This is a genomic window from Nonomuraea sp. NPDC049141 (assembly GCF_040648415.1).
In the GTDB taxonomy this organism is placed as follows: Bacteria; Actinomycetota; Actinomycetes; order Streptosporangiales; family Streptosporangiaceae; genus Nonomuraea.
On record NZ_JBEZDR010000020.1, the window covers coordinates 174,442 to 192,952 of the forward strand.

The window sequence follows — 18,511 nt, forward strand, 5'->3', positions numbered from 1 at the left end:
CGATGCTGGCATAGGCGTTAGCCTTTCTTTCGTGAGCCTGCACATCTACGACACCAGCGCACGCGCCACTCGCGAATTCGTTCCGGTCCAAGCCGGCCGGGCGTCGATCTACCTGTGTGGGGCGACCGTGCAGGCTCCCCCGCACGTGGGGCACATCCGCTCGGGGGTCAACTTCGACGTGTTGCGCCGCTGGCTGCTGCGTTCCGGATATGAGGTGACGTTCTGCCGCAACGTCACCGACATCGACGACAAGATCATCCGGGTGGCCGCCGAGGATGGCGTCCCCTGGTTCACGGTCGCCGAGCGCAACCAGCGCGCCTTCACCTGGGCGTACGACACTCTCGGCTGCCTGCCCCCGACCGTCGAGCCCCGCGCGACCGGTCACGTGCCCGAGATGATCGTCCTGATGCAGCGGCTCATCGACCGCGGCCACGCCTACGCGTCGGGCGGCGACGTCTACTTCGACGTCGTCTCCTACGAGGACCGCTACGGCACGCTGTCCAACCAGAAGCTGGCCAACATGCGACCGGCGGCCGACACCGACGACGAGTCGTGCAAGCGCGACCCGCGCGACTTCGCCCTCTGGAAGGGCGCCAAGCCCGGCGAGCCGACCTGGCCGACCCCCTGGGGCCTCGGCCGTCCCGGCTGGCACCTGGAGTGCTCGGCCATGGCGACCAAATATCTTGAGTCGACGTTCGACATCCACGGCGGCGGCCTCGACCTGATCTTCCCGCACCACGAAAACGAGCTCGCCCAGTCCCAGGCGGCCGGCGACGGCTTCGCCCGCTACTGGATGCACAACGGCCTGGTCAAGATCGGCGCCGAGAAGATGAGCAAGTCGCTCGGCAACTCGCTGCTGATCCCGGAGATGGTGCAGAAGGTGCGCCCGGTGGAGCTGCGCTACTACCTCGCGGCACCGCACTACCGTTCGTCGATCGACTACTCGGAGGAGGCGCTGCGGGAGGCCGCGGCCGCCTACCAGCGCATCGAGGGCTTCGTGACCCGAGCCGCCGAAGTGATCCACGACGTCGACGCCGACGCTCCGCTGCCGCAGGCGTTCACCGACGCGCTCGACGACGACCTGGGCACCCCGCAGGCGCTCGCGGTCGTGCACGAGGTGGTGCGCGAGGGCAACGTGGCACTGTCCAGAGGCGACAAGGAAGCGGTGGCCCGCCTGCTGGCCGAGACCCAGAACATGCTCGACGTGCTGGGCCTCGATCCGCGTTCACCGCAGTGGCGCTCCGCGAAGTCCGACCTCAAGCCGGTGGTCGACGCGCTGGTGGCCGTGGCACTCGAGCAGCGTAAGGCGGCTCGGGCACGCAAGGACTACGCGGCGGCCGACGCGATCAGGGACCAGCTGGCGGCGGCTGGGGTCACAGTGGAGGACACGCCGCATGGAGCTCGTTGGGAGCTGTCCCGCTAGCCCTGTTTTTCCCGTACACCGCGATTGCCGATCTGGCGCGTAATCGGCGCAGATCAGGGTTCGTGGCGTGCGGAAAAGGGGGCTAGCCCTCTCTGCAGCCCTCGACAAGATCGGCAGGGTGTATGGGCGGCCGGGCGAGCACTCACTCGATCGAAGTGCGGTCCGATGTGGTGGTCAAGCGATACCGATCGACGGACCATGGCCAGCCCGAGCGGGAATGGCGCGCCCTGGAGTTGCTCAACCAGTACGCGCCCGGGCTGGCGCCCGCCCCGGTGACCGCCGATTTGGCTGCTGATCCGCCGACGGTGGTGATGTCTCGACTTGGCGGCGCCGCCGTGCAGGAACCGATCCGTGGGCACTTGGCCAACGCACTGGCCGAGGCCGTCACCAGAGTCCAGCAGGCGGTCCCTCAGCCCGTGCTGGAGCGGGTCCCCGCGCGTGCCGGCCATCCGGTCGAGCTCCTCCAGCAGGTACGAACGTGGTCCGCGACGGCGTCTTCTGACGGAGGCTCCGCGGTCACGGACGCGCTTCGCCAGGCTGCGAACTGGGTGGCACAGCCGAGGTTGGAGGAACTGCTGGCGCGGCCGGGCACTCCGGTGTTCGGCACCGGTGACGGGAACCTGGCCAACTACTTGTGGGATGGAACGGACATCCGCGTTGTCGATTTCGAGTACTCCGGCCGCAGCGACCGCGCATTCGAAGTGGCCGAGGTCATCGAGCACATATCGGTCTGGCGCAACGACCCCGCCGGCATGACCGCCGTGCTGGAGCGCTTGGAGATGACCGCTGACGAAGCCGACAGACTCATCGAGTGCCGTCGCCTTCTCGCCCTGTTCTGGCTGCTGCGGACTCGCGGGGAGACCCAGATCGATCAGGCGAGCCGGATGTTGGCCTTGCTGTAGAACTTCATGCGGTGCGCCCTGGTCTTCGCCAGGCGACGGTCAGTGGGCTTCTTCACGACCGGCGCCGCTTCCAGCACTGGATCAAGGCCGCCGATTTTCGGGTACAAATCGCTATGAGCGTCTTCGGCTCTCTGTGTTCACAGCTCATGGGGATCCGAGCGCGGGGCCGCCGGAAGGGCTTTCGGCTGCCGAGAGGTAGCGGGAGCGCATGGCGTCGCTGGCGGCGGGGCCCGCGGTGAAGACGTAGGCGCTGCTGTCGTCGAGGCGGTGACCGGTCTTTGCGTCGACGACGACCGGTTCGACCTCTTCACCGGTCCTGGTGTCGACGAGGATCATGCTGCGTGCATCGGGAGCGAGGCGGGAGTTGCCCCACGCCGCCAGAGCAAGGATGACCGGGCGCAGGGAGCGGCCGAGTTCGGTGAGGACGTACTCGTGGCGTACGGGGTTGGTCTGGTATGGGCGGCGCTCCAGGAGTCCGTCCGCGACCAGAGTCTTGAGACGGGTCGTGAGCATGCTGGAGGAGATCAAGGAGTGGCTGAACCGCTCGGCTGGCGAGTACACATACACCGTCCGCCTCACCGGCGCTCAGCAGACAGACGACACTCACTTCATCGCGACCCAGCACCTCGAAGGCGACTTCCCCGGCGGTGTCGTCGACCTGCACTACCGCTTCAGCCTCTGCGGCGACCAGATCGAGCGGCTCGAAATCGAACCCTGAGACTCCCAGTACGTCAGCCTTGCCCCTGGCCCTGGCGAATCGAAGAGCTTGATGAAGGACTCCTGGGCATAGGCTGCCACCGACCATTCGATCTTCGCCGGCACGAACCTGCTGATCACCAAGATCAACGCCGTTGCGTTTAGCGTCGTGGGCGAGGTGCAAGTCCGTCTTCCATGACGGTGACCTGGGCATGGAAGGCGTAGGTCTGCGTGGTGGCAGGGTGCTGGCCGGCGTTCGGGCCGTACTTGCTGGTCGGGTTCTTCCGGCTGCGGGCCCTGACGCGAGGGCGACGCCAGGCGGGCAGCAGGCCGCGCAGCACCGCACGGCCGCTTGGGTCGATGAGGGTGACGTGCTCGGCGGGCCAGACGGCGCTGGCGGTGGCGACCAGGTCGCCCGCGGTCTCCAGCAGGATCGTGAAGCTGATCCGGTCCATGTCCAGTCCCGGCCTGCTGGCCGCGACGTCGGCGGCGGTGCGGATCAGGGCCTGATATACCACCTGGCGTAGACCGGTTCGCCCTCGCTTTCGGGACCAAGGCAGCAGCCAGCACGGCCCCGGGTGCCGCACTCGACCACGACCAGTAGCCGCACCAACGGATAGCCGAACTGGACCATCCTGGATGAGGAACGCGATCTCATCGCTGAAAAGCGCGGAACCACTCGACTCGCCTTCGTGATCTTGCTGGGTTCTACCCTCTGGGGCCTCGTCTCCCGCTCCGGCACCCCTGACCACCCCCGGACGGTGGTGAGGCTGTCTCTACCACCGTCCGGGGGCGGCCTTCATGGCTTCCTCAGCCGGGCGCGGCCATTCTGATCAAGGAACTTGGCCAAGCGCCCAAATCGACTGGAGGACCCCATGCGTGTTCAGGTTAACGGCACGTCGCTGTACGTGGACGTCGAAGGCGCCGCCCTGGAGCCCGACGGCTACACGATGCGAGAGAAGCCGACCCTCCTGCTGCTGCACGGCGGCCCCGGGCACGATCACTCGATCTTCAAGCCCGCCTACGGTCAACTCGCCGACCTGGTCCAGATCGTCTACGTCGACCAGCGCGGCAACGGCCGCAGCCAGAGCTCCGACCCGGCCACCTGGAACCTCGACCAGTGGGGCGACGACGTGCGCGCCCTGTGCGACACGCTCGGCATCGTCAAGCCGATCGTCCTGGGCTGGTCCTGGGGCGGAGCCGTGGCCATGAGCTACGCCTCTCGCCACCCCGACCACCCGGCCAAGCTGATCCTGCAGAGCACCGTCGCCCGCTGGGACCTGGACCGGATCGTCGAAGGCTTCCGCGCCGAGGCCGGCGAGGAGGCTGCCACGGCCGCCAAGATGTTCCTCACCGAGGGAACCCCGGAGACCTTCGCCGCCTTCGGGCAACTCTGCGCCCCCGCCTACAGTCCCGACCCGAACTTCCCCGCCGAATCCGACATACAGGCCATGACCCGCATCATCCCGAACCCCGGGCTCACCATGGGCTTCATGTCCACCGCCCGGTTCGACCTGACCGCGCGCCTGGCCTCCATTCGATGCCCGGCGCTCGTCATGGCCGGTACCCGCGACCCCATCACGCCGCCGTCCACGGCGCGGGAGATCGTGGACGGCCTGCCCGGGGCACGCCTGGAGGTGTTCGAACGCTCCGGCCACTTCATCCCCGACACCGAAGGCGAGCGGTTCTTCTCCCTGCTGCGCTCCTTCATCACCGGCTGACCCGGCGCCATGACCTACCTGCCGGTCGGCGAACGGCGACGCGCCATCATCGACGCCGCCATCGAGGTGATCGCGGAGGAGGGACTCGCCCGCGCCACCACCCGCCGCATCGCCGAACGGGCCGGCACGCCGCGAGGGACCATCCACTACTGCTTCCGCGACAAGGACGAGCTGACCCTTCTCATCCTGACCCGAGCCCGCTCCACCATGCACGCCGCCTTCGCCCGTCTGTCACCCGACTCCGGATTCGAGGCGACCGTCCGGGCCGCCGTCGCCGCCTACTGGCAGTGGATCCGCGACGCCCCCGGCCTACACCTGGCACTCCTGGAGCTGACCCTGTGGGTGATCCGAAACCGGCAGACCGTGGCGCCAAGCGGCGACGCTTGGGCCGCGGTGAACGCCCCCTTCGGCGGGGACCTCCTCGAGGACGCCTTCGCCACCGCCGCCCGGACCGACAACCTGCACCCCGCCGTCCCCGTCTCCGACCTGGCCCGCTTCCTCATCCACCGCATGGACGGCCTCGTCCTGGAACTCGCCGAAACCCGTGACCAGGCAGCCTGCGAGCACCAGACGCACCTACTCGCCGACGCCCTCATCGCCCTCGCCACCCCGCGACTCAACATCAACGACACAGATCACGAATGAAGATCAACGCGGTTTGGGGGTCATGACGTTATTCTTACTGCCACCCCTTCAAGCTCCCTTGACCAGCAGCCGCAGAGCCAAACGCAACAGCGTTGTCATCAAGATTCGCCGGCGATCTTCGGTGGCACAGGGCGCCTCGTTCTCATCCTTGAAGTGCTGAGCCATTCACTGACAGGGCGACGTCGATGTTGCCGCGTGTGGCGTTGGAGTACGGGCACACCTGATGCGCGGTGTGCACCAGACCGGCGGCCTGCTCCGGGTCCTCGATCGAGGGCAGCGTGATGTCCAGCTCGACTCCGAGCTTGAACGTGCCGTCAGCGTTCGGGATCAGCATGACCTTGGCGTCCACAGCCGCGTCCCCAGCCTTCAGCCCCTGTCGTTGCCCGAGCATCGTCAGGACGGCCGAGAAGCAGGCGGCATAGCCGACCGCGAACAGTTGCTCCGGATTGGTCCCGTCGCCATCTCCACCCAGCTCCTTCGGCTGGCGCAGGTCCACGTCCAGCATCCCGTCGCTGGAACGCCCATGCCCGTGTGCCCGGCCGCCGGTCACCTGAGCCTGCGCGGTATAGAGCGGTTTCGTACTTCAGAGCCCTCCTCATTGGTTTCTCGAAAGTGAATCATAGACTTCAAAAACAGGAAGTCAATAGTCTAGGATCCGGCTGTGATCACTTCACTGGGAGGAACCATGGCGGCTCTGAAGGTCGGCTTTCTGCTGCCGACACGTGACTGGATCGTTCTGGGCGATCGGGAGCCGTCCGCGCTGATCGAGCAGGCGCGACTGGCCGAGGATCTCGGCTTCGACTCGGTTTGGGCTGGTGACAGCCCCGTGACCCGTCACCGGGCGGATCCGCTGATGCTCCTGTCCGCGGTGGCCGCCGTGACGGAACGGGTGGCCCTCGGCACGGCCGTGCTCCTGCCCGCCTTACGCCATCCGATCCTGCTGGCTCACCAGCTCGCCACGCTGGACCGGATCTCCGACGGGCGCCTCATCGCCGGGATGGGCGCCGGATTCCCGCACCCGAACACCGAGGCTCAGTGCGAAGCGCTCGGCATCGACTTCAAGCGCCGTGTCAGCCGTACCGAAGAGTCGATCGACGTGATGCGGCAATTGTGGGCAGGTGCGACGGTGTCGCACCAGGGGGCGCATTTCGCCTTCCAAGACGTGACGCTGGAACCCAAGCCCGCACAGGCAGGAGGGCCACCGATCTGGCTGGCGGGAAGCGGTGCGGCTGCGCTGCGGCGCGTGGGACGACTGGCCGACGGGTGGCTGCCCTATCCGCCGACAAGCCAGATGTACGCGGATGAATGGGGCGTGGTCCAGGAGATGGCCCGCCTCCGCGGTCCTGCGTCGAGCGAGGCGGGGCCCTTGATTGAGTCTGCTTCGGGTGTGGTCACACCAGCGTTGTACGCGACGGTCTGTCTCGACGAGGACCCTGAGCGGGCGCGAGGTCGGCTGCGGACCAGCATTGAGCGGTACTACAACGCGCCGCTCGAGTTCATCGAGTCCATTCAGGCCACGTTCGCGGGCACTGCGGATGATGCGGTCGATTGGTTGAACTCGTATGCGTTGGCTGGGGTGCGGCATGTGGTGATCCGGTTCGCGGTCGATGACTATCGCGGGGCCTTGGAGGAGTTCGCCGAGCGGGTGCTGCCGCGGCTTCACGTGGGGGTCGGTTCTTGACCACCTTTGTGCTGGTTGCCGGCGCTTGGCATGGTCCTTGGGCTTGGGATCGCGTCGTTCCGTTGCTCGAAGGCGCTGGAGCGCGAACGATCGTTCCTGACCTCGCGTACGGTCGGGACGTGGGGTTGCACGACCATGTGGCACAGGTCGTCGCCGCCCTCGACGCTGCCGGCACCGGCACCGGTCCAGGCACGGACACCGATCCTGAGACGCGTCGCGACGTCGGCGTCCGCGAGGCTCACCACGACGCTGACTTCCGCGGTGCCCGCTACGACGCTGACTTCCGCGGTGCCCGCTACGACGCTGACATTCGCGAGAACCGGTACGTGGCTGATGCGCATGCCGGCGGTGGTGTCGTGCTGGTTGGGCACAGTTACGCGGGGTTGGTGGTGCGGCAGGCAGCCGACCTTCGTCCTGAACGCGTTGACCATGTGATCATGGTGGAGGGCTGGGCCGGGGCGGATGGGGACAGCCTGTTCAGCCTGGCTCCTGAAGGATTCGTGAAGTTCGTCCAGGATTCGGCGGAGCTCACCGGTCAGGGGGCCTCGGCTCGTACCTCTGCTGGGAGTTCGTCTGATGGCTGGCAGGTGCCTGCTCCCGCGCCGGCGCTCTTCGGCATCACCGATTCGGACGACACCCAGTGGCTTCAGGAACGGTTGCGTCCGCAGCCGCTACGTACCTTCACCGAAGGTACGCGCCTGACTGGGGCCGTCGATCAGATCCCTGGGACGGCGATCTACTGCAGGCCGCAGACTTTTGCCTTCGACAGGTTCGCCGAGGCGGTCGGGTATCGGACCGTCGCTCTGGACGGGCCGCATGATGTGATGCTCACTGATCCGGGTGCTGTCGCTGACGTACTTATGAGTGCGAGATTCAGAAACAGGAAGCTCGAAGCTTAGAATGTTGAAGTGGATCAGCGAACGTACAACCAGTTCTGTGCCACTGCCCGGACCCTGGACCTCGTCGGCGAGCGGTGGACGCTGCTGCTCGTGCGCGAGCTGCTGACCGGGCCGAAGCGGTTCGGGGATCTGCAGCACAGTCTTCGCGGACTGGGCACCGGGCTGCTGGCGGCGCGGATGAAGCATCTTGAGCGCGAGGGGCTGGTGCGCAAGATCGTGCTGCCTGCGCCGGCGCGTACACCTGCTTACGCCCTGACCGAAGCCGGTCAGGAGCTGGAACCTGCCGTGCTGGCTCTGGCGCGGTGGGGCATGAAGTGGGCGATGGGGGAGCGTCGCGAAGGGGAGGCGTTCCAGCCAGGGTGGGCGGTGCTGGCGTTGCGGGTCGGCTTTGATCCGGAGGCGGCCGTGGGGATGCGGACGGTGTATGAGTTCCGGGTCTCTGATGAGGTTTTTCACGCTCGGATCGACGACGGGACGATCGAGACCGTACACGGACCCGCTCAGCGGCCGGATGCGGTTATTGAGATGGATGACGATGTTCTGGTGGAGATGGGGGAGGGGAAGACGACGCTTGGTGATGCGATCAAGAGTGGAGCTGCTCGGGCATTTGGTGATCTTCCGGCTTTGGGGAGGTTGCACGGGCTGTTCCGGTTCCCTCAGCCGGAGGCTCGGACGGGTGGGCATTCGTAACTGGGGGCTCAGGGATTAGCCGGGTGGTTCGCTACCTGTGACTCGGGGCCTGTGATGTGGCTGCTCCGCGTACTTCGTGAATCCGTGTATTTCAGGCGACGGACACCTATACGAACTCTTCGCGCCCCATGGTGGCATAGTGGGGCCTCGGCGCCGCGCGGTCCGTGATCGGGCCGCATGCGGGCGTTTCGGGATCCGGGCAATCCGTACGCCGTACCCCGTGACTTGTCGGGCGCGGGCGACCGGAGAGCGACGGATGCCGGTTGGACTGATCGCGCTGGCACTCGGCGGGTTCGGCATCGGTCTGACCGAGTTCTTGATCGCCGGGCTGCTGCCGCAGGTGGCGTCGAGTTTCGCGGTGTCCGAGGCGGCAGCGGGCTGGCTGATCTCCGGGTATGCGTTGAGTGTCGCGATCGGTGCGATCGCGCTGACCGCGGCGACGGCGCGACTGCCCCGAAAGGGGATCTTGGTCGGCTTGGTGGCGTTGTTCGTCATCGGCAATCTGTTGTCCGCGATCGCGCAGAACTATCCGGTGATGCTGCTTGGGCGGATCGTCGCGGCGTTGTGCCATGGTTCGTTCTTCGGTATTGGCTCGCTGGTCGCCCGCAGTCTGGTCGCGCCGGAGAAGAAGGCTCGTGCTGTGGCGGTGATGTTCGCCGGGCTGACGGTTGCGAACGTGCTGGGCGTCCCGTTCGGCGCGCTGGTCGGTGAACGCTGGGGCTGGAGGGCGGCCTTCTGGGCAGTCACCGGGATCGGCGTGCTCGCCCTGGCGGGAATCGCCGCTCTTGTCCCCGGCTGGGCGGGAGAGACACGGCCGCCGACAGTGACGGGCCGTTCCGAACCGATACCGCCCAGCGGCTTGCGGGCGCAGTTTCGTGCGTTCCGGTCTTGGCAGGTCTGGCTGACCCTGACGGCCACCGCGCTCAGCTATGGCGGGATGTTCGGTGCGTTCAGCTATATCGCCTACACGTTCACCGAGGTCGGCGGCTTCTCCCCGGCGGATGTCGCCTGGTTGTTGATGGTGTACGGCGTCGGTCTGGTCGTCGGGAACGTGGTCGGCGGGCGAGCGGCCGACCGAGACCGTGACCGCGCCCTGGTCCTCGCCCTGATCGGACTCACCATCACACTGGTCGTGTTCGGTCTGCTGGCCAGTAGTGCCACCGCGTCGGTGATATTGGTGTTTTTGATGGGGATGTTCGGGTTCGCCAGCGTGCCCGGCATGATCATTCGCGTCACCGACTTCGCGCATGGGGCGGCGTTGGCCGCCAGTGCCAACGTGTCCGCGTCCAATATCGGCAACGCCCTTGGCGCCTGGCTCGGGGGTCTGGCCATCACCGCGGGCCTTGGCTATACCGCGCCGCTGTACGTCGGCGCGGGCATCGCCCTGACCTCCGTCATCGTCATGGTCGTTGCCGCACACCAAGCGAGGTCGCCCGCGCAGCAGACTGAGCACTCCATGTGACACCCGGTGCCGTTTGGGCCGCCATCGATCACCTGCGGCCGGTGCTGCGGTGTCTTGAGCTTGCGTTTCACGGTCCGTAATCTCTCCGGACCCGAGCCGGGCCGTAGAACGCCCCGATATCACTCGATCAAGTTCAGGTGCCGGTTCTGTGGTTCTGTGCATGTAGGCCGTATCCTGCTCGGGACCGTGATCTTGAGTGAGGCGTGAGGTGGGTGATGGCCCGAGTACCCTTAATGCCATGGCAGCTGGCGGTAGGGCATCGGGCAGGCCCGCGAAGAAGAAGGGCCCGTCCAAGGGCACCGGTGGGCAGGGACGCCGCGGGCTCGAGGGCAGGGGCTCCACCCCGCCTGCTGAAATGCGTCACTGGTTCAAGGACAAGGCGCGTTCCGAGCGGGTCGCCCGTGAAGAGCGAGGCGGGCAGCGGCCTGGCCCGGCTCGGCAGCGGCGTTCCGAGGACGCGCCCGAATACATCGGCGGACGCAACCCGGTGCTAGAGGCGCTGGTCGCCGGGGTGCCGGCCAACGCGCTGTATGTCGCGCAGCGCATCGAGAGCGATGACCGCGTACGTGACGCGATCAAGGTCGCGACGGAGCGGGGCATCGCGCTGCTCGAATCGACCCGCGAAAAGCTTGACCGGCTCACTGAGGGCGCCGTTCACCAGGGGATCGTGCTCCAGATCCCCGCTTACGACTACGCGCACCCTTCTGAACTGGTCGAATTGGCGCAGGACGCGGCAGAAGTGCCGTTGGTCATAGCGCTCGACGGGGTCACCGATCCGCGCAATCTGGGCGCCATCGCGCGCTCGGCGACTGCTTTCGGCGCGCACGGCATGCTGATTCCGTCGCGGCGCTCGGCCGGCGTGACGGGCGGGGCGTGGAAGACGTCCGCGGGTACGCTGGCCAACCTGCGTGTGGCGCGGGCGGCCAACCTCACGGCGGCGCTGCGGGAGTATCGGGACGCTGGACTGTTCGTGATCGGGCTCGATGGCGAGGGCAGCGCGGACATCGGTGATGTCGACCTGCTGGGCGAGCCGTTGGTGATCGTGGTGGGGTCCGAGGGCAAGGGGCTGTCGCGGCTCGTGCGGGAGCACTGTGACGTTGTGGCACGGATTCCTATGCGGGCGGCTGCGGAGTCGTTGAACGCGGGGGTGGCGGCCGGCGTGGCGTTGTACGAGGTGGCTCGTCATCGGCGCCGTTGACCGTCTACACTGATAGGCCGCGCCGACGTAGCTCAATCGGCAGAGCATCTGTCTTGTAAACAGAAGGTCAGGGGTTCGATTCCCCTCGTCGGCTCGCAGGTAGAAGGCCCCTTCCGGGTTCCGGGAGGGGCTTTCTCGATCTTCGATGTAGCAACGCGTGTAGCAACGGACGCTCATGAGGCCCTCCTGCGCTTCTCACGGTAGGCGCCCAGGTCCGTCAGAACCTCGTTCATGGTGTCGGCCGTCTCACGTCGCACCTCTTCAAGCAAATGAATGTAGAGGTTGGCCGTCGTCCCGTGAGACGCGTGCCTCAGGGCACCCTGGACCTTCTTCGTGTCCGTGCCCTGGCTGAACAAGAACGTCGCACAGGCGTGACGCAGGTCATGGATGCGCACCCGTCGGCCGATCCCGGCCCGGTCGACCAGGGCGTCCCAGTCTCGATTAACGTTGCGCGGCTCCAGCGGCGTGCCCAGCCCAGTGCAGAACACCAGGTCCGAATCTAGCCAGACTTGTGCGGTGAGTCGCTCAGCCTCTTGAGCCTTGTGATGCTCGGTCAGCGCCTCGATCACCACCTGCGGTAGCGCCAGGGTGGCTTGCGACGCGGCCGTCTTCAGCGCCTTCTCTACCAGCCGGCCCTTGTGCTTGCCGGTCTCCTCGTCGAGTTCGCCGCGCAGGCGCTGGATGGTCTTCTCCAGCCGGGTCGTCCCGACATCCAGATCGGTCAATGACCAGCGCATGCCCAGACCTTCGCCGCGGCGCAGCCCCAGCGCCAGAACCACCAGCCAGTACGCCCACAGTCGATCTTCTGCGGCCTCGGCGAGGAGGCGGGTCGCCTCCTCCTTCGTGAGCGCCTCCATCTCCTTCACCGTGTTGGCGGGCGCGTCAACCAGCAGACAGACGTTTCTCTTGACCGACTCGTCCTTCACCGCGTCGTTCAGCGCCTTGCGTAACACCGCGTAGGCGATGGCGACGCTGCGCGCGGAGAGCTTCGCGGCCGGCGGCAACTCCGTCTCGCCGGGGCGCAGTTTATGGCGCTGACGGCCGCTCGGCTTCTTCGCGAGCTCCCGCAGCCACTCCCGGATATGCGTGGTCGAGAGATCGACCAGCCGCACGTGACCAAGGTGAGGAACGATGTGCTTGACCACCGTGTCCCTGTAGCTGTCATACGTGGACTCGGCGAGTCGGCCAGCTTCGACGCGCTGGGGCAGCGTCGTCTTTAGCCACACCTTGAGCAGGTAGTGAGACAGCAGGTCGGTCCGTCCGGCCGTGATCGGCTGCCCGGCCTCAATCTCCGCCTCGGCCTGCTTCTTCTTCTCGACGACCTCGGTGCGGCTGTCGCCGTAAAGGATCTTCCGCTTCCCGTTCGGCAGGTATATGGGTACGCACCACTTACCGTCGCTCTTGCGTTGGTAGGGGCGCGCCTCGCGGTTACCCCTTGTCCGCGGCTTTCTTGTGGGCATGAACTACTCCAACTCCAACCTGGCCTTCTGGTCGTCATGAACCAGTTGGGGGACGGTGTTAACCGTGAGCTCATCCTGGCGCGAGCCGCGGCGGCGGCGCTTGCGAGGAGCCGCCTCGACCGACACGAGCGTCTCCATCAAGTCCGTCAGATGGAAGAGGCTCTCCTGGCGACCCGCGAAAGCGATCACGCGGAGCAACTCGGTGCCAACGTCGTGTTTGGGGGCGTCTTCACTTCCTTCGAGGTAGGCGATCACTGTGTACAGCTTGTGGCGCTCCTCGTCGAGCCGCTGCTCCCAGTACAGCGATAGCGCTTCCTTCTGGAAGTCACTCAGTGAGGCATCTCGGATTCGGCGCACGCTCTCGGTCATCGGCGGTCCGGGCGGCGACGCATCGTTCAGGAGGTCGGCCGGAACATGCCCGGACATCGCCAACAACGGGTCGATCTTCATGCTGAAGAGACGCGCCAACTCGACCAGGTGTTTGACCTGGGGCCTGTTGCCTGACCGCCATCGCGTGACGGTCGATTGCTGAACCCCGATTGCCGCCGCGAGCTGGGCGTCTGTCTTGTAACCGAAGCTCTTGGCTACGGCGCTAACCCACTCGGCGAACGCATTAGGTTCGTTGGTCATACCGCCCCTTGGCACCTGTTGAAGTGCGAACATCCGTTCGCCCATGTGCACTTGTCTGCGCATGATGAGACTAGCTTCGCTGATGCGTGTCTGCAACACCGAGGCGCATGTACATGGTCACATGTAGTGGCCGGATGCGCATGGGAACGCGCACGGACGCACCGCTGCGCACGCCAACGCAAGCCAACGCGTGCCAACGTGTGCCAATGCGTCTGTGTCTCGTCGAGGTAAATCTGTACGGACCTGTATTCGCCAGCATCCGTCCCCTGGTTTCAAGATGAACCGCTCATGAGGTCACCTCGATCTGCCTCGCCACCTGGGATCCCGCCTTACGTCTTGTTGCGTTTTTAATTTCTGACAATCTCTCGTGATCTCTATTGCGCGGCGCAGGAAGTTCTTCGGAGTCGCGTTTACTTCGCACCAGACGGCAGTGAGCATAGACAGAACACACCTCGCTACCTGGGGGATTGTGTCTTGCGCATGCGCTGGGCGCGCTGTGCTCGCCAGCAAAGGTGCGAAGGTTTGGCCGCTAGGGCCGCGTTCCAAGTCGCCTGTCGGGGCCCGACCATGTACGCTGCTCTCCAGCGGACCTCAGAGGGCCAAGAGAGCTTCCGGCAAACCTCTGGTGTCCGGAAAGCATTTAGCCCCCAGCGGGCGCGATCACGGACTGGACCTCCATGATCACAGCGCCCGACTGGGGGCCGACAACTTAACCCCGGCTGAACCTCCTCGACCTCTCAAAGACCAGGAGTAACCACCATGGGCCAAGCTGCCCCTCAGTCTACGTGCGTGCAAGCACACACCAAAACCCACTTCCCGGATGCTGCCCTCGTGCGCCCTGTGGGCGTGTTGTCTCAGATCGACCAGATCGAGATCAACCTCAGCGCGTATAGCCACTTGCCGCGCCTCATGACGCCGAAGCTCGTGCAGCAGGAATCCCGCCTCTCGAAGGGCACCATCAACAAGGCGATTCAGTCAGGCCGCCTCAAAAGCATCAAGCCCACGCCTCGTTCTCGCCGCATCCCCGTGGAGTACTTCGCGGAGTGGATCGCGGCGATGAAGGCGGATGCCGTCGCCCTCGACGCCCAGACCGGGAAGTGAGCGGCAGGGCCATGAGTAACCTTCTCCCCGAGTCCGGCCTGCAGTTGTTCGATGTGGCTGGCAACAACATCCGGTTTGGTACCGCCGAAGACGGCCGGATCTACGCCGTTGCTGCCGACTTCGCCGTGAAGGGCTTGGGCTACCTCCAGTCCAGTGACGCAACCCGCCTCCTGGACGAGGACGAAAAGGGTCAGCAGATTGTGCTGACCCCTGGCGGCTCACAGCAGATGAACGTCATCTACGAAGACGGCATATGGGAGCTGATCTTCCGCAGCACCCTGCCCGGCGCCAAAGTCGTCAAAAAGCGCGTCAAGGAAATCCTGCGGGAGATCCGCGAGACCGGCAGGTACGTGGCTGTGAACGCTCAGCCTCAGCAGCTCGACCCGGAGCTCAAGGCCCTCCAGCGCGCCCGCACCGCGGGTGACCTGATCGTGGCCTTCCACAGCGCTGGCATTGGCGATCGCGGCTACTGGGACGCGTGTAGCCGTCGCGTGTTGGGGCGCGTCACCGGCGAGACCCCTGAGTTCGATCCGGTGACCAGGCCGCTCACCGTGTCCATGTACTTGGAGGGTAAGAACCTCACCGCCGCTGAGATCAAGCACATGGCCTCGTCCTTCGGTAAGGCACTGAAGAGGCTGTACATCTCCTTGTTCGATGAGGCGCCGGCCACCATCGATGACCTGGTGGGCCGTCACATCCGCCCTGTGGCCCAGTATCAGGAGCGCCACCGCCCCCTCTTCGACCAGGTCTACAACTCCCTGGTCCTCTCCTCCGCGTAACCCGCTCGCATGAGCCCGGCGTCCAGAACGGCCGCCGGGCGGTCCCGCCTTACCCAAAGCAAGGAACCACACGCGAGCCGAGCGGGGGCCCATGAACCACAACGAGCGCGTAGACATCGTCCACGCCGACAGTCCGCTGGTGCTCGCTGTGCTGACCATCACGATCAGCACGGATGTGCACGGCTGGCTGAGCAACAAGCAGGCGGTCGCGGCCGTCCAGGGCGTGGTGCCCGCGTCCGCCGACAGCCCGGCAGCGGTCATCGTCAACGGCCTGCTGCAGGGCTGCGACAGGGAGGCGACGCGCACGCTCGCGAGCGTGCTCTACAGCGCCACGAACATCACTCTGTACGCCCGCGGTCCTGGCGTCACCACGCTGGCTGCCTACCTGCGTTCCGCGATCGCCCAAGAGCGCGCCTGGCAGGCCGGGAGGTGACCGACCGCTGGGCGGTTGAGCGGGCGCTGCTCACGTCTGGGCTGCCCTCCCAGGCACGCCTGATCGTGTTCGTCCTGCTCACCCATGTCAGCCAGGGGACTCTCGTAGTCCCCTCCAAGTACGCCCCCTCTTTCACAGGGCTGGTCAAGGAGACAGGCCTCAGCCGAGGGTCTCTGTCCAAGTACATGAACCAGCTCGAAGAGGACGGCTGGGTGGAGCGGAATCGCCCGACGACCAAGGAGGCGATCGCGGACCAGGCGCGAACCGGATACCGAGTCCAACTGCCCTCAGGGGTAGTTCAGCACACGAACCAGTTCAGCACACGAACTAGTTCAGGAGATGAACGGGCCGAGCAAGAAGACCTGTTCACGGCCGGTACGCCTGGTGAACCAGTTCAGGACACGAACGGGGCCCGTTCGGGAGCTGAACACAAGTCCAACGTAGGTCCAACGTCTTCTTCTCTTACAGAGAAGAAGGGGGGTGCGGGGGGAAGCCAGGGTCAGCCCAAGAAGCGAACCCGCGCCAAGAAGCCCACCCCCGTCGACGACCCGAACTTCGTCGCCTTCTACGCCGCGATGCCTCGCAAGCAAGACCCGGACGCTGCCGCGCGCGCCTGGGCCGAGATCGTCGCCAACGGGGTTCCCACCAAGGACCTGATCCTCGCGGCTGAGGCCTACCGAGACGACCCCACCCGAAACGGCCTGCGGACGTACATCAAGACGCCGCGCAACTTTTTGGTCGACGGCCGCTACAAGCAATACCTCCCCAACTGCAAGAACGAGGACGAAGACGTGAACGACACCGAAAGGGCCGCGTACAGGGACTATGACTGACTCCCGGGCACTGCCCCACGACATCGACGCCGAGAAGTCCGCCCTAGGTGCCGCTCTGATCTCACCGAACGCCGCTAACGCGGTGTTCACACACCTGTCGGCGGATCACTTCTACCGGTCCCAGCACAAGCTGGTCTTCCGCGCCATCGTGGACTTGTACCGCCGTGGCGAGCCCGTGGAGGTGCTGAGTGTCCGCGCCGAGCTGGCCAAGGTGAAGAAGCTGGCGGAAGCCGGCGGCGACATCTACCTCAACGACTTGTCGGCGTACGTGGCCACGGCCGCCAACGTCGGCTACTACGTCGGCCGGGTCCGCGAACTGGGCACCAAGGCGATCGCGATCGAGGAACTCACACGGATCGCGAGCCAGGGCTACCACGAGGACATCACCTCCGATGACCTGCTCGTGGCCACGGGTGACGCGCTGGGCCGGTTCCGACTCCTGACCACGAGCGACGAGGCGACGATCGAGGGCTTCTCGACCATGGGCTCCTTCGTCGACGAGACGGACGAGGAACATGACTGGCTGGTCCCGGGCGTGCTCGAGCGGATGGACCGCGTGATCGTGGTCGCCTCCGAAGGGGCGGGCAAGACGACCCTGGCCCGGCAGATGGCGGTCATGCTCGCGGCTGGGATTCACCCGTTCGAGTGGCGCACACGGATCCCCCCCGTCAGGACGCTGTACATCGACCTGGAGAACCCGCCGCCGCTCGTAAGGAGGAAGGCCCGCCACCTGACCAACCAGGGCCGCAAGACGGAGGGTTGGGAAGAGGACCGCTGCTGGCGGTGGACTCGACCGGGCGGCATCGACCTGCGCAAGCCCCACGACCAGCACCTCGTGGAGCGGGTCATCGTCGAAAGTCGCTGCGAGGCGCTCTTCTTGGGCCCCTTGTACAAGGCATTCACCGAGGGCGGCGGCGAGAAGGCGGAGCAGGTCAACGGCCAGGTAGCGCGCATCCTGGACACCTTCCGCGCCCGCTACGGCATAGCCCTGTGGCTGGAGACGCACGCACCAATGGAGCAAAACGGACAGCGGTCTCTCAGGCCGATGGGGTCCGGCGTGTGGCTGCGCTGGCCCGAGTTCGGGATCGCGCTCCGCCGCAAGCAGGGCATGCCCAACACGGTCACGGTCGAGCGGTTCCGTGGCGACCGTGACGAGCGGTCCTGGCCGCACCGACTGATGTACGGCACTCAGTGGCCGTGGCAGGCGATCTACGACAACGGCATCCCCGTCGAAGAAGCCCGGCACTAACACCGAAAGGAACACCATGCCCATGAATACCCGCATCACCGACAGGGACATCGCCCTCGTCCGCGACCACAACCCGATTGCCTCCGTCGTGCTGGAATCCCATGTCGACCTCACCGACACCGACGACGGCAACGCCACGGGCCTGTGCCCGTTCCACAATCTCCGCGGAGAGAGGGAGACGAAGCCGTCATTCCACGTCACGCCCGCTAGGGGCATGTATTTCTGCTTCGGCTGCGGTGAGGGCGGCGACGTCATCACGTTCATGATGAAGCGCAACAACCTCACGTTCGCCGAAGCCGTCCAGCGCCTGGCCAAGCGGGCGGGAGTCAAGCTTTCCAACGCGGCCAAGCAGGATCCCGCGCCCGCGCCCTCCGGCTGGTCCAACCTCAAGGCCGCATCCCGAAACCCGCTCACCGGAATCGTCCTCGCCATCTGCGCAGTGTGTCTGATCGTGTGCGCGATCGTTCTCCGGGTGACCGCGTGAACACGGTCAAGACCGCCGTAGCTGCCCCCGAGCGGCGGCCGATCTGCCGCTACCTGGTCCGGCACCTCAACCAGTGCACGTCCGAGGTGGTCGACCCTGACGGCGAGATCCTCCTGTGCGCCCAGCACCTCGCCCGCGCCTTGGAACTGATCAGGCGTGGCATGAAGACCACCGGCATCACGCGAGCTCCCGGCGCGTGAACAGCAATATGGCCGCCCCCGGGTC

Annotated in this window: 21 protein-coding genes, 1 tRNA gene and 1 pseudogene; 18 read left to right on the plus strand and 5 right to left on the minus strand. The window is 66.0% G+C overall.

The genetic code is table 11. The annotated features are described in order from the left end of the window. Nucleotides 1-31 precede the first annotated feature (31 nt). Together cysS and AB0B91_RS45855 are read left to right on the plus strand one after the other, a co-directional pair. A complete protein-coding gene (gene cysS / locus AB0B91_RS45850) occupies nucleotides 32-1,423 on the plus strand; it encodes a cysteine--tRNA ligase (protein WP_358334757.1) in 1,392 nt (463 codons plus the stop codon). Between the two features lie 122 nt (nucleotides 1,424-1,545). Then, nucleotides 1,546-2,325 carry a phosphotransferase gene (locus AB0B91_RS45855; RefSeq protein ID WP_358334760.1) on the plus strand — a complete coding sequence of 260 codons (780 nt, stop codon included), beginning with the start codon at nucleotides 1,546-1,548 and terminating at the stop codon, nucleotides 2,323-2,325. A 144-nt stretch (nucleotides 2,326-2,469) separates the two neighbouring features. On the opposite strand, the gene AB0B91_RS45860 is transcribed toward AB0B91_RS45855, so the two are convergent. Then, a complete protein-coding gene (locus tag AB0B91_RS45860) occupies nucleotides 2,470-2,838 on the minus strand; it encodes a helix-turn-helix domain-containing protein (RefSeq protein ID WP_358334762.1) in 369 nt (122 codons plus the stop codon). Here AB0B91_RS45860 and AB0B91_RS45865 point away from each other — a divergent pair. Then, nucleotides 2,831-3,043, plus strand: coding sequence for a hypothetical protein (locus AB0B91_RS45865; protein WP_358334765.1), 213 nt, complete (start codon nucleotides 2,831-2,833; stop codon nucleotides 3,041-3,043). The genes AB0B91_RS45860 and AB0B91_RS45865 overlap by 8 nt on opposite strands. A 139-nt stretch (nucleotides 3,044-3,182) precedes the next feature. On the opposite strand, the gene AB0B91_RS45870 is transcribed toward AB0B91_RS45865, so the two are convergent. Next, nucleotides 3,183-3,539, minus strand: coding sequence for a hypothetical protein (locus AB0B91_RS45870; RefSeq protein WP_358334768.1), 357 nt, complete (start codon nucleotides 3,537-3,539; stop codon nucleotides 3,183-3,185). A 357-nt stretch (nucleotides 3,540-3,896) separates the two neighbouring features. Here AB0B91_RS45870 and AB0B91_RS45875 point away from each other — a divergent pair, with 357 nt between their 5' ends. Then, nucleotides 3,897-4,742: an alpha/beta hydrolase gene (locus AB0B91_RS45875; RefSeq protein ID WP_358334771.1), complete on the plus strand. Its 846-nt coding sequence runs from the start codon at nucleotides 3,897-3,899 to the stop codon at nucleotides 4,740-4,742. 9 nt (nucleotides 4,743-4,751) lie between these two features. After that, nucleotides 4,752-5,387 (plus strand): helix-turn-helix domain-containing protein, encoded by a 636-nt coding sequence (locus tag AB0B91_RS45880; RefSeq protein WP_358334774.1) that lies wholly within the window; start codon nucleotides 4,752-4,754, stop codon nucleotides 5,385-5,387. A 142-nt stretch (nucleotides 5,388-5,529) separates the two neighbouring features. Here the strand turns inward: AB0B91_RS45880 and AB0B91_RS45885 are convergent. Beyond that, a pseudogene (locus tag AB0B91_RS45885) lies at nucleotides 5,530-5,946 on the minus strand (organic hydroperoxide resistance protein); the annotation flags it as partial. A gap of 102 nt (nucleotides 5,947-6,048) precedes the next feature. Here AB0B91_RS45885 and AB0B91_RS45890 point away from each other — a divergent pair. From AB0B91_RS45890 to AB0B91_RS45915, 6 genes are all read left to right on the plus strand, one after another. Continuing rightward, on the plus strand, nucleotides 6,049-7,068 hold the full coding sequence (locus AB0B91_RS45890) for an LLM class flavin-dependent oxidoreductase (RefSeq protein ID WP_358334777.1): 1,020 nt from the start codon (nucleotides 6,049-6,051) through the stop codon (nucleotides 7,066-7,068). Between the two features lie 8 nt (nucleotides 7,069-7,076). After that, complete coding sequence (locus AB0B91_RS45895) at nucleotides 7,077-7,967, plus strand: alpha/beta hydrolase (RefSeq protein WP_358335011.1); 891 nt, start codon at nucleotides 7,077-7,079, stop codon at nucleotides 7,965-7,967. Nucleotides 7,968-7,976: 9 nt separating this feature from the next. After that, a complete protein-coding gene (locus AB0B91_RS45900; RefSeq protein WP_358334780.1) occupies nucleotides 7,977-8,657 on the plus strand; it encodes a winged helix-turn-helix transcriptional regulator in 681 nt (226 codons plus the stop codon). A 256-nt stretch (nucleotides 8,658-8,913) separates the two neighbouring features. Then, on the plus strand, nucleotides 8,914-10,119 hold the full coding sequence (locus AB0B91_RS45905; RefSeq protein WP_358334783.1) for an MFS transporter: 1,206 nt from the start codon (nucleotides 8,914-8,916) through the stop codon (nucleotides 10,117-10,119). 238 nt (nucleotides 10,120-10,357) lie between these two features. After that, nucleotides 10,358-11,317: a 23S rRNA (guanosine(2251)-2'-O)-methyltransferase RlmB gene (gene rlmB / locus AB0B91_RS45910; RefSeq protein WP_358334786.1), complete on the plus strand. Its 960-nt coding sequence runs from the start codon at nucleotides 10,358-10,360 to the stop codon at nucleotides 11,315-11,317. 21 nt (nucleotides 11,318-11,338) lie between these two features. Then, nucleotides 11,339-11,411 (plus strand) — tRNA-Thr (locus AB0B91_RS45915). A gap of 79 nt (nucleotides 11,412-11,490) precedes the next feature. Here the strand turns inward: AB0B91_RS45915 and AB0B91_RS45920 are convergent. Continuing rightward, nucleotides 11,491-12,777 (minus strand): site-specific integrase, encoded by a 1,287-nt coding sequence (locus tag AB0B91_RS45920; protein WP_358334789.1) that lies wholly within the window; start codon nucleotides 12,775-12,777, stop codon nucleotides 11,491-11,493. A gap of 3 nt (nucleotides 12,778-12,780) precedes the next feature. Beyond that, the gene (locus AB0B91_RS45925) at nucleotides 12,781-13,407 is read right to left on the minus strand and encodes a helix-turn-helix transcriptional regulator (RefSeq protein ID WP_358334792.1); all 627 of its coding nucleotides are present in this window, start codon (nucleotides 13,405-13,407) and stop codon (nucleotides 12,781-12,783) included. Between the two features lie 789 nt (nucleotides 13,408-14,196). On the opposite strand from AB0B91_RS45925, the gene AB0B91_RS45930 reads away from it, so the two are divergent. The 7 genes from AB0B91_RS45930 to AB0B91_RS45960 all read left to right on the plus strand — a co-directional run bounded on the left by AB0B91_RS45930 (nucleotide 14,197) and on the right by AB0B91_RS45960 (nucleotide 18,486). Beyond that, nucleotides 14,197-14,508, plus strand: a complete 312-nt coding sequence (locus tag AB0B91_RS45930) for a hypothetical protein (protein ID WP_358334795.1) — start codon at nucleotides 14,197-14,199, stop codon at nucleotides 14,506-14,508. An 11-nt stretch (nucleotides 14,509-14,519) separates the two neighbouring features. Further along, nucleotides 14,520-15,287: a Bro-N domain-containing protein gene (locus AB0B91_RS45935; protein WP_358334798.1), complete on the plus strand. Its 768-nt coding sequence runs from the start codon at nucleotides 14,520-14,522 to the stop codon at nucleotides 15,285-15,287. 91 nt (nucleotides 15,288-15,378) lie between these two features. Beyond that, nucleotides 15,379-15,720 (plus strand): hypothetical protein, encoded by a 342-nt coding sequence (locus AB0B91_RS45940; protein WP_358334801.1) that lies wholly within the window; start codon nucleotides 15,379-15,381, stop codon nucleotides 15,718-15,720. Next, nucleotides 15,717-16,553, plus strand: a complete 837-nt coding sequence (locus AB0B91_RS45945) for a helix-turn-helix domain-containing protein (protein WP_358334804.1) — start codon at nucleotides 15,717-15,719, stop codon at nucleotides 16,551-16,553. Before AB0B91_RS45940 ends, AB0B91_RS45945 begins: the two co-directional genes overlap by 4 nt. Further along, complete coding sequence (locus AB0B91_RS45950) at nucleotides 16,546-17,802, plus strand: DnaB-like helicase N-terminal domain-containing protein (RefSeq protein ID WP_358334807.1); 1,257 nt, start codon at nucleotides 16,546-16,548, stop codon at nucleotides 17,800-17,802. Before AB0B91_RS45945 ends, AB0B91_RS45950 begins: the two co-directional genes overlap by 8 nt. 22 nt (nucleotides 17,803-17,824) lie before the next feature. Continuing rightward, nucleotides 17,825-18,286 carry a CHC2 zinc finger domain-containing protein gene (locus AB0B91_RS45955; protein WP_358334810.1) on the plus strand — a complete coding sequence of 154 codons (462 nt, stop codon included), beginning with the start codon at nucleotides 17,825-17,827 and terminating at the stop codon, nucleotides 18,284-18,286. Then, nucleotides 18,283-18,486 carry a hypothetical protein gene (locus AB0B91_RS45960; RefSeq protein ID WP_358334813.1) on the plus strand — a complete coding sequence of 68 codons (204 nt, stop codon included), beginning with the start codon at nucleotides 18,283-18,285 and terminating at the stop codon, nucleotides 18,484-18,486. The genes AB0B91_RS45955 and AB0B91_RS45960 overlap by 4 nt, the downstream gene beginning before the upstream one ends. Nucleotides 18,487-18,511: the final 25 nt, after the last annotated feature.

What these genes read in the sequence shown, in the direction of transcription:
- AB0B91_RS45855 (WP_358334760.1), top strand. Translation starts at nt 1,546, where the DNA reads ATGGGCGGCCGGGCGAGCACTCACTCGATCGAAGTGCGGTCCGATGTG.
- AB0B91_RS45860 (WP_358334762.1), bottom strand. Translation starts at nt 2,838, where the DNA reads ATGCTCACGACCCGTCTCAAGACTCTGGTCGCGGACGGACTCCTGGAG.
- AB0B91_RS45875 (WP_358334771.1), top strand. Translation starts at nt 3,897, where the DNA reads ATGCGTGTTCAGGTTAACGGCACGTCGCTGTACGTGGACGTCGAAGGC.
- AB0B91_RS45880 (WP_358334774.1), top strand. Translation starts at nt 4,752, where the DNA reads ATGACCTACCTGCCGGTCGGCGAACGGCGACGCGCCATCATCGACGCC.
- AB0B91_RS45905 (WP_358334783.1), top strand. Translation starts at nt 8,914, where the DNA reads ATGCCGGTTGGACTGATCGCGCTGGCACTCGGCGGGTTCGGCATCGGT.
- rlmB (WP_358334786.1), top strand. Translation starts at nt 10,358, where the DNA reads ATGGCAGCTGGCGGTAGGGCATCGGGCAGGCCCGCGAAGAAGAAGGGC.
- AB0B91_RS45920 (WP_358334789.1), bottom strand. Translation starts at nt 12,777, where the DNA reads ATGCCCACAAGAAAGCCGCGGACAAGGGGTAACCGCGAGGCGCGCCCC.
- AB0B91_RS45925 (WP_358334792.1), bottom strand. Translation starts at nt 13,407, where the DNA reads ATGACCAACGAACCTAATGCGTTCGCCGAGTGGGTTAGCGCCGTAGCC.
- AB0B91_RS45935 (WP_358334798.1), top strand. Translation starts at nt 14,520, where the DNA reads ATGAGTAACCTTCTCCCCGAGTCCGGCCTGCAGTTGTTCGATGTGGCT.
- AB0B91_RS45940 (WP_358334801.1), top strand. Translation starts at nt 15,379, where the DNA reads ATGAACCACAACGAGCGCGTAGACATCGTCCACGCCGACAGTCCGCTG.
- AB0B91_RS45950 (WP_358334807.1), top strand. Translation starts at nt 16,546, where the DNA reads ATGACTGACTCCCGGGCACTGCCCCACGACATCGACGCCGAGAAGTCC.
- AB0B91_RS45955 (WP_358334810.1), top strand. Translation starts at nt 17,825, where the DNA reads ATGAATACCCGCATCACCGACAGGGACATCGCCCTCGTCCGCGACCAC.